Source organism: uncultured Mailhella sp., from assembly GCF_963931295.1.
GTDB lineage: Bacteria > Desulfobacterota > Desulfovibrionia > Desulfovibrionales > Desulfovibrionaceae > Mailhella.
This window is the reverse complement of the sequence record NZ_OZ007001.1, coordinates 52,953-67,082: the sequence shown is the minus strand read 5'-3', so window position 1 is coordinate 67,082 and position 14,130 is coordinate 52,953. Positions and strand designations below refer to the sequence as shown.

Annotated in this window: 12 protein-coding genes, 2 tRNA genes and 1 rRNA gene; 13 read left to right on the top strand and 2 right to left on the bottom strand. The window is 59.6% G+C overall.

Annotated elements, in window-relative coordinates:
• Positions 1–45: 45 nt before the first annotated feature.
• Positions 46–3,579, bottom strand: coding sequence for a DNA polymerase III subunit alpha (dnaE, locus tag ABGT79_RS00355; RefSeq protein WP_346666636.1), 3,534 nt, complete (start codon positions 3,577–3,579; stop codon positions 46–48).
• A gap of 670 nt (positions 3,580–4,249) precedes the next feature.
• Here dnaE and ABGT79_RS00350 point away from each other — a divergent pair.
• The 13 genes from ABGT79_RS00350 (at position 4,250) to ABGT79_RS00290 (ending at position 13,296) form a co-directional block, all read left to right on the top strand.
• Positions 4,250–4,480, top strand: a complete 231-nt coding sequence (locus ABGT79_RS00350; protein ID WP_346664491.1) for a hypothetical protein — start codon at positions 4,250–4,252, stop codon at positions 4,478–4,480.
• A complete protein-coding gene (locus ABGT79_RS00345; RefSeq protein ID WP_346664490.1) occupies positions 4,470–5,288 on the top strand; it encodes an HD domain-containing protein in 819 nt (272 codons plus the stop codon). The genes ABGT79_RS00350 and ABGT79_RS00345 overlap by 11 nt, the downstream gene beginning before the upstream one ends.
• Complete coding sequence (locus tag ABGT79_RS00340; RefSeq protein WP_346664489.1) at positions 5,288–6,214, top strand: TIGR00282 family metallophosphoesterase; 927 nt, start codon at positions 5,288–5,290, stop codon at positions 6,212–6,214. The genes ABGT79_RS00345 and ABGT79_RS00340 overlap by 1 nt, the downstream gene beginning before the upstream one ends.
• Positions 6,215–6,291: 77 nt before the next feature.
• Positions 6,292–7,047: a triose-phosphate isomerase gene (gene tpiA, locus ABGT79_RS00335; RefSeq protein WP_346664488.1), complete on the top strand. Its 756-nt coding sequence runs from the start codon at positions 6,292–6,294 to the stop codon at positions 7,045–7,047.
• 16 nt (positions 7,048–7,063) lie between these two features.
• The gene (secG, locus tag ABGT79_RS00330; protein ID WP_346664487.1) at positions 7,064–7,495 is read left to right on the top strand and encodes a preprotein translocase subunit SecG; all 432 of its coding nucleotides are present in this window, start codon (positions 7,064–7,066) and stop codon (positions 7,493–7,495) included.
• Positions 7,496–7,782: 287 nt separating this feature from the next.
• The gene (locus tag ABGT79_RS00325; protein ID WP_294488506.1) at positions 7,783–8,586 is read left to right on the top strand and encodes a threonine/serine exporter family protein; all 804 of its coding nucleotides are present in this window, start codon (positions 7,783–7,785) and stop codon (positions 8,584–8,586) included.
• A gap of 9 nt (positions 8,587–8,595) precedes the next feature.
• Positions 8,596–9,075 carry a threonine/serine exporter family protein gene (locus ABGT79_RS00320; protein ID WP_346664486.1) on the top strand — a complete coding sequence of 160 codons (480 nt, stop codon included), beginning with the start codon at positions 8,596–8,598 and terminating at the stop codon, positions 9,073–9,075.
• A gap of 113 nt (positions 9,076–9,188) precedes the next feature.
• Positions 9,189–9,264 (top strand) — tRNA-Lys (locus ABGT79_RS00315).
• 55 nt (positions 9,265–9,319) lie between these two features.
• Positions 9,320–9,395 (top strand) — tRNA-Lys (locus ABGT79_RS00310).
• A 99-nt stretch (positions 9,396–9,494) separates the two neighbouring features.
• Positions 9,495–11,135, top strand: a complete 1,641-nt coding sequence (locus ABGT79_RS00305; protein ID WP_346664485.1) for a sulfatase-like hydrolase/transferase — start codon at positions 9,495–9,497, stop codon at positions 11,133–11,135.
• Positions 11,136–11,268: 133 nt separating this feature from the next.
• Positions 11,269–11,383, top strand: a 5S ribosomal RNA gene (rrf, locus tag ABGT79_RS00300).
• Between the two features lie 57 nt (positions 11,384–11,440).
• Positions 11,441–12,826 carry an MATE family efflux transporter gene (locus ABGT79_RS00295; RefSeq protein ID WP_346664484.1) on the top strand — a complete coding sequence of 462 codons (1,386 nt, stop codon included), beginning with the start codon at positions 11,441–11,443 and terminating at the stop codon, positions 12,824–12,826.
• A 53-nt stretch (positions 12,827–12,879) separates the two neighbouring features.
• A complete protein-coding gene (locus ABGT79_RS00290; protein WP_346664483.1) occupies positions 12,880–13,296 on the top strand; it encodes a (deoxy)nucleoside triphosphate pyrophosphohydrolase in 417 nt (138 codons plus the stop codon).
• Between the two features lie 170 nt (positions 13,297–13,466).
• Here the strand turns inward: ABGT79_RS00290 and ABGT79_RS00285 are convergent, their stop codons facing one another.
• Positions 13,467–14,123 carry an FmdE family protein gene (locus ABGT79_RS00285; protein WP_346664482.1) on the bottom strand — a complete coding sequence of 219 codons (657 nt, stop codon included), beginning with the start codon at positions 14,121–14,123 and terminating at the stop codon, positions 13,467–13,469.
• Between the last annotated feature and the right edge of the window lie 7 nt (positions 14,124–14,130).

Here is a 14,130-nt window from a genome sequence, read left to right as displayed (position 1 = left end):
TTCCTGATTCCTGCGGGAATCGGGGCCGGCGCGCAAAAGGTTTTGTTACTGCCGCAGCGCAAGGCGCGCCTTGGCCCAGGCGTCCATGTCCTTGTTGAGCTGCGGGCTGGCCTGCACTCTCCAGCGCGGACCCAGCTCCATGAGGCAGTTGCGGTTGTTCAGCTCGAACTGAATCTGCACCGACGACGTGCCCTTGTGCTTTTCCAGAATGGCCTTGAATTCCTCGATGTCGGCGTCTCCCGTACACGTCACGGGATAGGGGATCACCACGGGCTGATCGCTGCTCATGCAGGCTTCGAGCAGCGGCCTTGCGGAGTCGCACAGCAGCTTGATTTCCTTGACGGTGTTTTCGTCGTTTTCCTCGTCGTCGCCGAAATCGTCGTCGTCCTTGGCATCCACGGTGCCGACGAGCTCAATGAGCGGCCGGTCGCCGTGCAGGGTGTCCTTGATGGTGGCATAGGTTTTGGGGAAAATGGTGACCTCGGCGTGACCTGTGAGGTCTTCCACCTGCACGAAGGCCATCTTGTCGCCCTTGCGGGTGATGAATTCCTTGACGCTGGTGACCAGAACGCCGGTTTTCACCGCGCCCTTGCCGAGCTCGCTGATTTCCTCCAGCGTGAGCAGGCCGAGTCGCTGCATGTCGCGGCGGAAGGGCTGAAGCGGATGACTGGTGAGATAGAAGCCGAGCGAATCTTTTTCAAAGGCGAGCTTCTGATCGTCTTCCCACTCGGGGGTGTCCTGTTCCTCGCAGGGGAATCCGATGCCGGGCATGGGCGCAGCTTCCACGGAAGGCGAAAAGGCCAGAAGCGATATCTGCGCGGAATTCTTTTCCTTCTGCTTTTTCTGGGCCCGGGCCACCACGGTGTCGAGGCTGGCCAGCATGCCCGCCCGGCTGACGCCGAAGCAGTCGCACGCGCCGCCCTTGATGAGGCTTTCGAGCACGCGCTTGGTCACCTTGCGCAGATTGACGCGGGTGCAGAGATCGAGCAGGGACTTGTACGGGCCGTCCTCCTCGCGCGAGCGCACGATTTCATTGATGGCTTCGTCGCCCACGTTCTTCACGCCGCCGAGACCGTACACGATGGAATCGCCGCTGGGAGTGAAGGAACGCAGACTGATCTGCACGTTGGGCGGCAGCACGTCGATGTTCATGTCGCGGCAGGCTGCAATGTAGCTGAGAATCTTGTCCTGGTTGCCGATTTCCGAAGAAAGCAGCGCGGCCATGAACTCAACCTTAAAGTAGTACTTCAGGTATGCCGTGCCGTAGGTGATGTAGGCGTAGGCCGCGGAATGGGCCTTGTTGAAGCCGTATTCCGCGAATTTTTCCATGAGGTCGAAGATTTCGTTGGCCGTTTCCTTGGCCACGCCGCGTTCGGAAGCGCCTTTGAGGAAGATGTTGCGCTGCTTGGCCATTTCCTCGGCTTTCTTCTTGCCCATGGCGCGGCGCAGCAGGTCGGCGCCGCCGAGGGTGTACTTGGCGGTGATCTGCGCGATCTGCATGACCTGTTCCTGATAGACGATGACTCCGTAGGTGTCTTTCAGGCAGGATTCCAGCTCGGGAAGCGGGTAGGAAACCTCGATTTCGCCGTGCTTGCGCTTGATGAATTCATCCACCATGCCGGAGTTGAGCGGTCCGGGACGGTACAGGGCCAGCATAGCCACAAGGTCTTCAAAGCCCGAGGGCTTGAGCATGCGCAGGTATTTGCGCATGCCCGTGCTTTCCAGCTGGAACACGCCGTCGGTGTCGCCGCGGGAGAGCAGGTCATAGACGTTGGGGTCGTCCGTGGAAAGGTTTTCCATGTCCGGGGCTTCCTTGCCCTGGCGCACGATGTTCTTCACCGCGTTGGAAATCACGGTCATGGTGCGCAGGCCGAGGAAGTCGAACTTCACAAGGCCCACCTTTTCCACGAACTTCATGTCGAACGCGGCAATCTGTTCGCCCTTGCGTCCGGCAAAGAGGGGGAGATATTCCTCCATGGGCTTGTCGGACACCACCACGCCGGCCGCATGGGTGGAGGCGTGGCGCGTGAGGCCTTCCAGACGCTTGGAAATGTCGATGAGCTTCCGAACTTCCGGCTTGGTCTTGTATTCCTCCGCGAGTTCGGGAACCGTGTCGAGGGCCTTCTGCAGCGTCATCTTGAGATCGGCGGGAATCATTTTTGCGATGCGCGTCGTCTCGTTGAACGGAATGCCCATGGCGCGGCCCACGTCCTTGACCACGGCCTTGGCCTTCATTTTACCGAAGGCCGCAATCTGCGACACCTTGTCCTTGCCGTACTTTCTCGTAACGTAGTCGAGCACCTCAAGGCGCCTATCTTCGCAGAAGTCAACGTCGATATCGGGCATGCTGACGCGTTCGACGTTGAGGAAGCGTTCAAAGAACAGCTTGTTGGGCAGAGGATCGATGGACGTGATGCGCAGAGCCCACGCCGCCACGGAACCTGCGGCCGAACCGCGGCCGGGGCCCACGGGAATGCCGTTGTTCTTGGCCCAGTTGATGTAGTCCTGCACGATGAGGAAATAGCCGGGGAAGCCCATGTCGCAGATGACCTTGAGCTCCATTTCGAGTCTGTCGCGGTACTCCTGCGGATTGATGGTGTCCCGGTGCGGATGCTTTTCCAGACGTTTTTCCAGGCCTTCGCGGGCCATGCGGCAGAATTCGCTGGCCAGGGTCATGCCTTCGGGCAGGTCGTACACGGGGAAGTGATAGGGCGGCGCATGGAGCTGGATTTCAAGATGGCAGCATTGATCCGCGATCTTGAGCGTGTTTTCCATGGCGTCGCGCGGAACGCCGTCGAGACCGGCGAGCATTTCCTCTTCGGACTTGTAGTAGAGATCGCGCGCCTCGAAGCGGAAGCGCTTGGGATCGTCCACCTTGGCCTGCGTCTGAATGCAGAGCAGAATGTCGTGGGCTTCCACGTCGTCGGCGTTGAGATAGTGGCAGTCGTTGGTGGCCACGAGGGGGAGATTGGTGGCGTCGGAAAGCTCAAGAATGCGCTGGTTCACGAGCGCCTGTTCCGGCAGGCTGTTGGCCTGCACTTCCAGATAGAAGCGGTCGGGAAAAAGCGCGGCGTATTCCTTGGCTATGGCAATGGCGTCGTCGAAGGTGCCGCCGCCCGTGATGAGCTTGTTCTGCCCGAGAAGTGTGCGGGGCAGCTCGCCGGCCACACAGGCCGAAAGCGCCACCAGGCCGTCGGTGCAGCCGTGAAGCATTTTTTTGTCGATGCGCGGCTTGTAGTGAAAGCCGTCGAGCCAGCTGCGGCTCACCAGATGCATGAGGTTGCGGTAGCCGACGGGATTCTGCGCCAGAAGAATGAGGTGATGCCGCACTCTGGCGAAGTCGGATGTCTTGTCGGTGTGATCGCGGGTGACATAGACTTCGCAGCCGATGATGGGCGGAATGCCCACGTCCTTGCAGGCGGAATAAAAATAGGCGGTGCCGAAAAGGTTGCCGTGATCGGTAATGGCGGCCGCGGGCATGCCGAGCGCCTTGGCCTTCTGCGCCAGATCGGCGACCCGGATGGCGCCGTCGAGGAGGCTGAATTCGGTATGGCAATGTAAGTGAACGAAGGCCATCAGGCTGACTCCACACACAGGGGGTTGATGTTCGTCTGCTTGAAAAAGCAAGGGATCCGCCATGTTCCGAAATGCGGATGAGGGCTTCTTCGGAATCTGCGCGAAAAGAGGAGGCGGAAAACGCCAGCCGGGTTGTGCGGCGCGGGATGGTCGAAGCGCATCCAAGCGCGGCGCGGTTCCGAAAGAAGCGTGAGCGGATGATGACGATACCGTTACCGTCTAAACGGTAAGGCGTCAATGGCGGGGGAGGGCTTTCCGAAAGTCTGGGAAAAGGGATGCCGCCGCGGGTCGTGGACGGGAACGGCTTCGGCGCTCGTCCCTGATCATGCCGATAGTCTGTTTTCCTTTTGGGAAGCATGACCGCCGGAGATGCCGCAGCAGAGTGCGTCGGCGCTCCCGCCGTCTTCCAGTACTGAGGCCGTCATCTGAAAAAATGCCTTGCGCGCGTTGCTCACCCTCAGGCGGAAGCGGCGGGGGGACTTCGGCGCTGGTCTTTGCGCGGCGGGAAGGGCTGACGCCGGAGCGCAGCGCCGAGTCACGGACTTTCGGATTTTTGCTCCTTGTCGGTCTGACGCGGGCCTGCCCCGCGCAGGTCGGAGGCGTGAGGTTCCGCGCTCTTGCGCCCGGGCCTGCCAGAGGGTACTATCGGAAAAATTTTGCGAAGGAGCGTTTCTTGTCCGAAATTCTTGAAGAACTGTTTACCGGCACGTTCGGCGGCGTGTTCATCATGGTGCTTGTTTCCGCCGCGGTGATTATTCTGCTGCGGTCGCTGTACGGACCGCGAGGCTTTTTTCGCGATCCGAAATGGGATGAAAGCAACAAGCGCATACGCCTGAAGGAAGCCGAGGAGCGGGAACGCCGCCTGAAGGAATGGCAGAAGAGGGGAGAACAAGATGGAGATTGAGCTTTCCGCATACCGGAAGCGTTTTCTTGACTATGTGGAAGGCTTTCGAGACGTGCCCGACGCGGCCCCGCTGCGTTTGAAGGTGGAGCACACGTTTCGCGTTGTGGAGCACGCCGAGCGCATTGTTGACTCCCTGCCCGAAGATGAAGTGGAACGGCAGTGGAGCGAAGACGCCGGAGCCTGTCGCGCGGCTGTGCTGGCGGCGCTCTACCACGACTGCGGGCGCTTCCCGCAGTTTCGCCGTTACCGCACGTTTCTGGATGCAAAGTCCGTCAATCATGCCGTGCTGAGCTTTCAGACCATGCGCGACGGGCGTTTCCTGCGTGAGGAATCCGCCAGAGTGCGGGGGCTTGCGCAGTGCGCCGTGCTGCTGCACAATCGTTACGCCCTGTCTCCCATGCTGGATCCGGCGGCGCGTTTCGTCACCGACATTGTGCGCGACAGCGACAAGCTGGACATTTTCCGCGTCATGGTGAGCTACCTCGGCAACGCGCTCCCGGAACGGGACGCCGTGCTTCTTCACGTGGCGGACGATCCCGGATCGTGGACGCCCAAGGTGGCGGAAGACGTGACGGCGGGCCGGGTGGCCCGGTATGGGGATCTGCGCTTCGTCAACGACTTTCGTCTGCTGCTCGGCACCTGGATGCTGGAACTGCGCTTTGCCTCCACGCGAAAGGCGCTTGCGGAGAGCGGACTCATGGACGAAGTGCTTGCCGGCCTTCCCGACGCTCCCGGGCTGCGTCCGGCCAGGGAAAAACTTCATGTGCTGCTTGAAGATTGCCGAAACGGACGCGGAGCGGCGCGCTGATGCGTATCCTTTTTCTCGGCGACGTAGTGGGCAAGGCGGGCAGGCTGGCGGTAAAGCAGTTTCTGCCGGAGCTGCGCGAGGAATGGTCTCCGGAGGTGGTGATTGCCAACGGCGAGAACATTGCCGGAGGCATAGGCATGACCTCGGAGACGTTGGATGAGCTTTTTGCCGCGGGCGTGCAGGTGGTGACGTCCGGCAATCACGTGTGGAGGCACAGGGAGATTTTTTCGCGGCTTGAAAAGGACAGGCGGCTTGTTCGTCCGGCCAATTATCCTGAGGGCGCTCCGGGAAGAGGCTGCGCGATTCACACGCTTCCCGACGGGCGGAAACTCGCCGTCTTCAATCTTCTGGGCACGGTGTTCATGGACCCTTTGCCCTGTCCGTTCCGGGCGGCGCTCGGCTGGCTCGAAGGCGCGCCGGCGCTCGGCGCGTCGTGGGAGGGGCGGATTGCGGCTTTGCAGAATCTGACGGAACATGGTACGTTGCCTTCCGGGCCTGCGCTCTCTGCCTGCGCTGGGGAGATCCGGCACGAGCTTGACGGCATCATGGTGCGTCTGGTGGACTTTCATGCCGAGACCACGGGCGAGAAGAAGACCATGGGCTGGGCTCTCGACGGCAAGGTGAGCGCCGTGCTCGGCACGCACACCCACGTGCAGACGGCGGACGCGCAGATTCTGCCGCACGGCACGGCGTACATGAGCGACGTCGGCATGTGCGGGGTGGAGCAGTCGTCGCTCGGCATGGATTTTGAACCCGTGTTTCAACGTTTTTTCACGCGCATGCCGCATCCGTTCAAACCGGCGAAGGGGCCCGTTTCCCTGAACGGCGCGTTCCTCGACGTGGACGACGAGACGGGGCTTGCCCGGGAAATACGGGCCGTGCGTTCCCATTGTCCTGCATCAGTCTCAGCGCTTCCGCCGCAGTGAGGCCCGCGCGGGACTTGTATTTTTGGAGGAGAGGTGTACTTTCTCCCCATTCATTTTAGATTAGAGAGGATGTTCCTATGAAGAAGCTGATGGCCGCCAACTGGAAGATGTACAAAACCGGAGCCGAAGCGGTTGCGACGCTGAACGAGCTGGCCGGACTGCTCAACGGTCAGGCTCCCGAGGGCCGCGAAATCGTGATTTTTGTGCCGTTCACGGCTCTGGAAAAGGCTTCCGACGCCATGAAAGCCATCAAGGGCGGCATGACCGGCGCTGAAAACATGTATCCTGCTGCGGAAGGTGCGTTCACGGGCGAAATTTCTCCCGCCATGATCAAGGCCTGCGGCGCGGCCTGGGTGCTGACCGGTCATTCCGAACGCCGTCATGTGCTCGGCGAAAGCGATGAATTCGTGGGCGAAAAGACCGCTTTCGCTCTGGCGAACGGCCTGCGCGTGATGCTCTGCATCGGCGAAACGCTGGAAGAGCGCGAAGCCGGACTGCTCCGCAACGTGCTGGAACGTCAGCTCAAGCTCGGTCTGAAGAACGTGCCCGCCGACACGCCCGTGGAGTCTCTGGCCATTGCCTACGAACCCGTGTGGGCCATCGGCACCGGCAAGACGGCCACCACCGACGACATCGTGCATACGCATGCCATCTGCCGCGAGCTCATGAAGGAAATCCTCGGCGACAAGGCCGATAAAACGCCCCTTCTGTACGGCGGCAGCGTGAAGCCTGCCAACGCCGGCAGCATCCTTGCCCTTGACAATGTGGACGGTGTGCTGGTAGGAGGAGCTTCTTTGAAGGCTGATAGCTTCAATCAGATCATCAATGCCTAGTTAAGGAGCATTTCGCGTGCAGACAGCCATCCTGACTCTTCATGTTATCGTATGCATCATCCTTGTTGTGCTGGTGCTTCTTCAGTCCGGCCGCGAAGGCATGGGCGTTATTTTCGGCGGAGGCGGCAACAGCTCCGTGTTCGGCAGCGCCGGCGCGGGCGGCGTGCTCGCCAAGCTGACCACCTTCCTCGCCGTCATCTTTATCTGCACTTCTCTGGGCTACAACATCATGACGAGCTCCACCCGCACCTCGCAGGAATCCGTGCTTGATGTTCAGTTTGAAGAAGTGCCCGCCGCTCCCGTGACCGAACCTGCGCCTGCCGCCGCTCCGGCGACGGAAGCCGCGCCTGCTTCCGCTCAGGCCCCGGCTGCGGAAACGGAAAAGGCTCCTGCCGCCGAACAGCCCGCTGCCGAGCAGCCTGCGGCTCCGGCCGAAGCCGCCAAGTAGAAGTTTCCGGTTTTCCGGCAAAAGAGCGTTTCTTTCGGGGAACGCTCTTTTTTTTGTCCTGTAAAAATGAGGCGCAGGCCTGGAGTGCGACGGGCAGGGCATCAGGACGGCGAAGTCTGCCGGAAGCTTTGTTTCCGGGCGTTGGGCGCGGGGTTTCGCCCCCCCCATTGACAAGCCCTGCGGCCGTTTTTTATAGCTCTTGCCGGACGTGTCCGTGCGCAGATCTTTGGTGCCGGACGAAAAGCATTCTCCCCCCTTCCTGAATTCCTTGAAGCGACGGTTTAACTATGGCGAAATACTATCTGGCGGAACAGGTCGCGCTGCAGCATTCCTCTTCCCTGGACTACGCGCGCGAATTTCTGTTCAACGCCCTGAACATCGGCGAGGCAATGCTCATCAGCGGTGCGGAGGTCAGTCGCGTGGAAGACAGCGTCCGGCGCATCTGCCTGGCCTACGGCGCGGAAAAGGTGGATGTGTTCACCATTACCTCGGCCATTGTGGTCACCGTGTATTCGCCCATGTTCGGCTCCGTCACCCAGACCAGACGCATCACGTCCACCAAATACGATCTTTTCAAGCTGGCCAGACTCAACGCGCTTTCCCGGCGCATCTGCGAAGAAATGCCGCTGTTCGAGGTGGTCGAAGACGAACTTGAAAAAATATGCACGGGAACGCCTCAGTATTCGTTTGCCGTCATGCTGGCCATTCATGCGCTTATTTCCGCGTCGTTCACGCTGTTTTTCGGCGGCTCCTGGCTCGACGCCGCGGCTTCTGCCGTCATCGGCCTGTTTTTAAAGTATATGGATTCTGTTTCCCGCCTGCTGGAACTTCCGTCCACGGTGGCGGCGGTGCTGTGGTCGTTTGCGGGCGGCTGCCTGGCGCTCTTCTTCGTGTCCTGCGGGCTCGGCGATTCGGCGGAAAAGATCAGCATCGGCAACATCATGCTGCTTATTCCGGGCATGCAGCTGACAAACTCCATCCGCGACGTGTTCAACGGCGATACCCTGTCGGCGCTGCTGGGCTTCTGCAACGCCTTTGTGCTTGCCGCGCTCATTGCATTCGGCTTTGCGCTGCCTACGCTTATCTGGTGAGGTTCGACGATGATGACCGAATGGATTATTCAGCTCGTCACGGCTTTTACCGGCGCGCTCGGCTTTGCGGTTCTTTTCAATGTGCAGTCCGCCAGACTCTTCTGGGCCGGACTCGGCGGTCTGGTGGGATGGGCGGCGTATCTTGCCCTCGGCGCGTGGTATGAAAGCGATGTGATACGCTTCTTTCTGGCGTCGGCCTGCTTTACTTTGTACGCCGAGCCGCTGGCCCGCCTCAAAAAAACGCCGACCACCGTGTTTCTGGTGCCTGCCGCCATTCCCATGGTGCCCGGCGCGTCGCTGTATCGCTCCATGAGCTTTGCCGTGAGCGGAGAGTGGAACGCCTTTGCGCAGCAGATTCTGTACACGCTGCTGCTTGCCGCAGCCATCGCGGCAGGCATAGTCTGCGCCATGACATTGGTTCACATCATCCGGCGGCTGATGCGCGGCCTTGGGCTGTGCAGACTTCACGCTTCGGCAAAGAAGAAGTAACCATTTGAAACTAATTGATATTCTATAATAGAATCAAAAAAATAATTTTTTGAAGGAAAAATGCTTGACGAGTGGGGTCGTTTCCCCTATAAACACACCTACGTCGAGCGTATGGGTCACTAGCTCAATTGGTAGAGCAGTTGACTCTTAATCAATTGGTTCGGAGTTCGAGTCTCCGGTGACCCACCATACTAAAGACGGATTTTTCCTTCGAGACGCATCAGGCAGATTTTTCTGTCCACATGGGTCACTAGCTCAATTGGTAGAGCAGTTGACTCTTAATCAATTGGTTCGGAGTTCGAGTCTCCGGTGACCCACCATGTGACTTTATGAGGCTGTTTACACAGCCTCTTTTTTTTGCTTAAAAGGAACTGCCCCTGCATCGGATCGGGGGCTTACTTCAGCCACGGGATAGCGTCATGCCCATTGTCCGGACGGTTCCATTCCGTTTTGTCCGCTCGTTCCTCTCGTTCTTTCTGGTGTGCTTCACGGTTGCCTTTCTTGTCATGTCGAAGCGGGAGTTCGACGAGGTGACCATCAATCAGGTGCTGTTCCACATGCAGCTCATGAAGGACAACATCGTGACCATGCCGGGAGACTTCATTCATGTCTTTCTCTGGCATGTGCGCAATGCCGTGCTGTGCGCCCTTACCTTTGCCTTTCTGCGGGAAGCGGCGGTGCGCAGGCAGGAAAAGCCGGGACTTTTGTTTGCGGCGGTCTGTCTGGCGTTTGTGGCTCTGTGGTTCATCGTGCCCGGTACGTTCATCGACGACGCCTTCGTCGCGGTGCGCTGGATCGTGGTGGCGGCGCTCGTGATTTCCGCCGCCGGAGCCGCGGGGCTTGCCGGACGCCTGGCCCGTTTTCCGGCCCGCGTCGTTCACTGGCTCTCCGGCGGATGGCGGCTTGCCGGCATATGGTTCGGCATTCTGCTGTATTCCATGTTCTATGTGAACTTCTTTACCTTCTTTCAGGAACAGGCCGTGCTCGGCGATTTTTACACCGAAGGCGCGTACATTGACCCCAGAACGGTGAATGTTTCCGGCACGGGCACGAAAAATCTCATCATCATCTATTGCGAGAGCATTGAGGACACCTTCGGCAGAAGCGACGTCATGGGGGAAGATCTGCTTGCTCCGCTGCGTCCTTCCATCGAAACGCCCGATCTGCGCATTGATCAGATGCCCGGGGCGGATTTCACCATCGGCGGCATTGTGGCGTCGCAGTGCGGCATTCCGCTCAAGTCCATTTCCATTCTCAGCGGCAACCTTACCGGATGGGCGCTGGACCGCTATCTGCCCGGAGCCGTTTGCCTCGGCGATTATCTCAAGGCCGACGGTTATCACAACGTATACTACAACGGCTCAAGCGGCGTGTTTTCCGGGCTGAACAAGTTTTTTCTCAGTCACGGCTATCAGGAATTCATGGGCAAGGAAGACTGGATAGAGAAAAAGCACGTGGATCCCGCCACCATGAACACCTGGGCCATGTACGACAGCGACATGGTCGATCGCAGCATTGCCCGCATCGACGAGCTCATGGCCGAAGGCAAAAAGTTCAGCTTTGCGCTTTCCACCATGGACACCCATGAGCCGGGCTTTCTTTCCCCGCCGTGCGTGGATGAAGGCTTTTCGGAAAACTGGTCCGGCTATGTGAAGTGTTCCCTTTCTCAGGTGGAGCGGCTGCTCAGGCATATTCGCGACAAGGGCTGGGAAGAAAAGTTCGTCATTCTCGTCATGGGCGATCATCAGACCAGAATGGCCGAGATGGACAATGTGGAGCTCAAGCACGTGAAGGGACGGTATGTGCTCTGTTCCCTGCAGCGGGACGCCACCCTCAAGCCCGTGCGATCCATCATCACGCATTTTGATCTTTTTCCGACGCTGCTGACGGCGCTGGGCTTTTCCGTACAGGGCGAGCGGCTGGGCTTCGGCTACAACGTGTTTTCGTCGGACGTGCAGCCGGAGGCGAATTACCGCGACAGGCTGCGCAAGAGAGTTCTGAGTCACAGCAAGGTGTACGAAAGCCTCTGGCTGCCGGAATATGCGGAGCGGGACGAGTAGGGCGGTTGGTTTGCACTTTGCGCCGGGCATGTTTTTCGGCCGGGAGGACGAAAAAGGACTTGCCAGCGCTGAAAGATTCGGATATAAGCAACAGCACATTGACGCTGACTGCATGATTGCAGTGGACATATTTGCTGGTGTCCATAGAGAAGCGGGTACACCCGATCCCATTCCGAACTCGGAAGTTAAGCGCTTCATCGCCCATGATACTGCGCATCTTTACGTGGGAAAGTAGGCCGATGCCAGCATTATTTTCAAGCCCCTGTGGAATTCCGCAGGGGCTTTTCTTTTATACGGCCTGTTTTATGAAGATAGATCTTACCCAGGGCAGCCCTCTCAAGGGCATGTTGTGGTTTGCCCTGCCCGTGTTTCTCGGCAATGTGTTCCAGCAGGGATATCAGATGGCCGACCTTGCGGTGGTGAGCCATGTGCTCGGCGATGCCGCGCTTGCCGCACTCGGCTGCACCGTGGCCGTGTACATTGTGGTGGTCGGACTTTCGTCCGGCATATCCAACGGCTGCTCGCTGGTGATTGCCCGCTGTTACGGCGGTAGGAACGCGGGCGAGCTCGGCAGAGCCGTGACTGCGGCGCTGTGGCTGTGGGCCGGCATGTCGCTTCTGGTCATGGCGGCAGGGCTTTTCGGCGCGGAATCTCTGTTGCGGGCTCTGCGCACTCCGCCCGATGCGCTTCCGCTGGCGTCGGCGTATCTGCGCGTCATTTTTCTCGGCATGCCCGTGCTGCTTGCCTACAACATGCTTGCCGGTCTGCTCCGGGGCGTGGGCAACAGCTTCATGCCGCTCATGTTTCTTCTGGTTGCTGCTGCGGGCAATATTGCTCTGGATCTTCTTCTCGTGGCAGTTCTCGGCTTCGGCGTTTCCGGTGCGGCCGTGGCCACGGTGATTTCCGAGGGCTGCTCCGTGCTGCTGTGTCTTGCCTACATGGTCGCCCGCTGCCCGGAGCTGCGCCCCGGAGGACGGGTGAGCGCACGGGCGTCTTCCCGGATGTCCCGTCTGCTGCCCGACGGTCGCATGCTCGGCGAGATGCTGGGAACCGGACTTTCCATGGGATTCATGATGTGCTTTGTGGACATAGGCATTATGATCCTCCAGTCGGCCATCAATGATCTTGGAACGGCCACAGTGGCCGGATATGCGGCGGCAAGGCGTTTTCACAGCGTATTCATGCTGGCGCTCGGAACGCTCGGCGTGGCGGCTTCCACTTTTGCAAGCCAGAACATCGGCGCAGGACAGTGGAAGCGGGCGAAAACCGGCGTGCGTCATGCCGTGCTTCTGGCGCTGGCCTGGGTGGCGGGCGTGAACGTGGTGGTGTGGTTTCTGGCGGAACCGCTGGTGCATCTTGTTACGGGAAGCGACAGCGCCGAGGTCATCCGGGCGGGAAGCCTGTATCTTCGCGTGGACGCGCCGTTCTATACCGGCATAGCCGTGCTTATTGTGCTGCGATGCGCGTTGCAGGGCATGGGCGGTCGGCTGTTCAGCCTGGGAGAGGGCGCGCTTGAGCTGTCGGGCAATGTGCTGTTTGCGCTGTTTGTGGTGCCGGCCATGGGATATATGGGCGTGTGGCTCTGTGAACCTGTCACCTGCACCATCTGCGCTGTGTACATCAGCGTGTGCTACCTTCTGACGATTCGCAGACGGGAGAGAAGCATGCAGGCGTCCGCTGGCGTCCGGTAAGACGTAGCTAGGCGAGGGAGAGACGCGTCGGAATATTGCTGCAAGGAGAACATATGGAAAAAGTCATCAAGGAAGTCATGGGAGGGGTGTTTTTTGAAAACGGCCGTATTCTTGTCATGCGGCGCGCGCCCTTCATGAGCTGCCCCGGAAGCTGGGAGTTTCCCGGCGGCAAGCTGGAGGCCGGAGAAACGCCGGAGCAGTGTCTGGCCCGCGAGCTTAGGGAAGAGCTGCGCATCGAAGCGAAGATCGGGGAATATCTTGCGGAGAACAGTCACGATTACGACTTCGGCATCGTGCATCTCAGCGTGTATCGGGTGCTTTCCTGGCAAGGCGAGATTGCACTCACGGTACATGACGACATGCGCTGGGTTCCCGTGCAGGAACTTGCCGAGCTTCCGGGCCTGCTTCCTGCGGATGTTCCCGTGGCACGCGCGCTGGAAAAGAAGCTCGGAGCTTCCTCAAAAAACTAGAGGCGGATTGGCCAAAGCGCGCTTTCCGGACCGAGCCGAAGACTCGCGGATGCTGGCGGTCGATGTCGACCGACCGGGGTCCGGCACGGCGGAGTGCTCTGTTTGTGATGGCTGAACGTTTGCGTGCTGGAGCGGCACGCGCGGTGCCGCCCGTTTTCTCAGAAAAAGCGTTATCGACAACACGTCTGTCCGAAGCCCTGATGCAGATCGCCCCTCTCTTCCTGCTCAGCGCAGTCGATGCAGAGCTTTCGTCCGTTGATTTCCCTGATGCGCGAGGCCATGACGCCTTCGCCGCAGGATTCGCAGACAATGGTCGGCAGGCGTCGTGCCGTGTGCGGCATGTCGCAGCGGGCTTCTCCCACGGAGAAAAGTTCCTCGAAGGGCAGGGAGAGAATCTGCTCCATGCTTTTTTGCCGCAGCTGCTCCCGTTCAAGCTCCAGCCGGGTGCGGTCTTCTTCCGAAAGATTTTCGGCGCTCAGCGCGTTGCGTATTTCCTGCGAACGGCGGGAAATGGCGTCGTTGCGCAGAATCTGGACAAGGCGCGCGCTCTTGTTGTCGCTGCGGCGAAAGAAGGTGAAGGCCACCTTGCCCCTGTCGCGGAAGATGAGATTGCCCTTGCCGAACGTGCATCCTACCAGCGCCTGAATGGCGTCCACCGCGCACATGTCCGTTTCCGTGACGGTCACGATTTCCTCGTCGGCCGCGGTGCCGAAATGCTGCATGGCCCAAGCGGCAACCCGGATGCCGAGGCTGATGCCGGGGCAGGTGTGACCGTGAAAGGCCACGGCCTTGTCTATGAGTTCCTGAGTAATGCCTGAAGCGTACATGATGTCT

Coding starts and splice junctions, on each gene's coding strand:
- tpiA (WP_346664488.1), top strand. CDS start 6,292: ATGAAGAAGCTGATGGCCGCCAACTGGAAGATGTACAAAACCGGAGCC.
- ABGT79_RS00325 (WP_294488506.1), top strand. CDS start 7,783: ATGGCGAAATACTATCTGGCGGAACAGGTCGCGCTGCAGCATTCCTCT.
- ABGT79_RS00340 (WP_346664489.1), top strand. CDS start 5,288: ATGCGTATCCTTTTTCTCGGCGACGTAGTGGGCAAGGCGGGCAGGCTG.
- ABGT79_RS00285 (WP_346664482.1), bottom strand. CDS start 14,123: ATGTACGCTTCAGGCATTACTCAGGAACTCATAGACAAGGCCGTGGCC.
- ABGT79_RS00295 (WP_346664484.1), top strand. CDS start 11,441: ATGAAGATAGATCTTACCCAGGGCAGCCCTCTCAAGGGCATGTTGTGG.
- ABGT79_RS00320 (WP_346664486.1), top strand. CDS start 8,596: ATGATGACCGAATGGATTATTCAGCTCGTCACGGCTTTTACCGGCGCG.
- ABGT79_RS00345 (WP_346664490.1), top strand. CDS start 4,470: ATGGAGATTGAGCTTTCCGCATACCGGAAGCGTTTTCTTGACTATGTG.
- ABGT79_RS00290 (WP_346664483.1), top strand. CDS start 12,880: ATGGAAAAAGTCATCAAGGAAGTCATGGGAGGGGTGTTTTTTGAAAAC.
- ABGT79_RS00305 (WP_346664485.1), top strand. CDS start 9,495: ATGCCCATTGTCCGGACGGTTCCATTCCGTTTTGTCCGCTCGTTCCTC.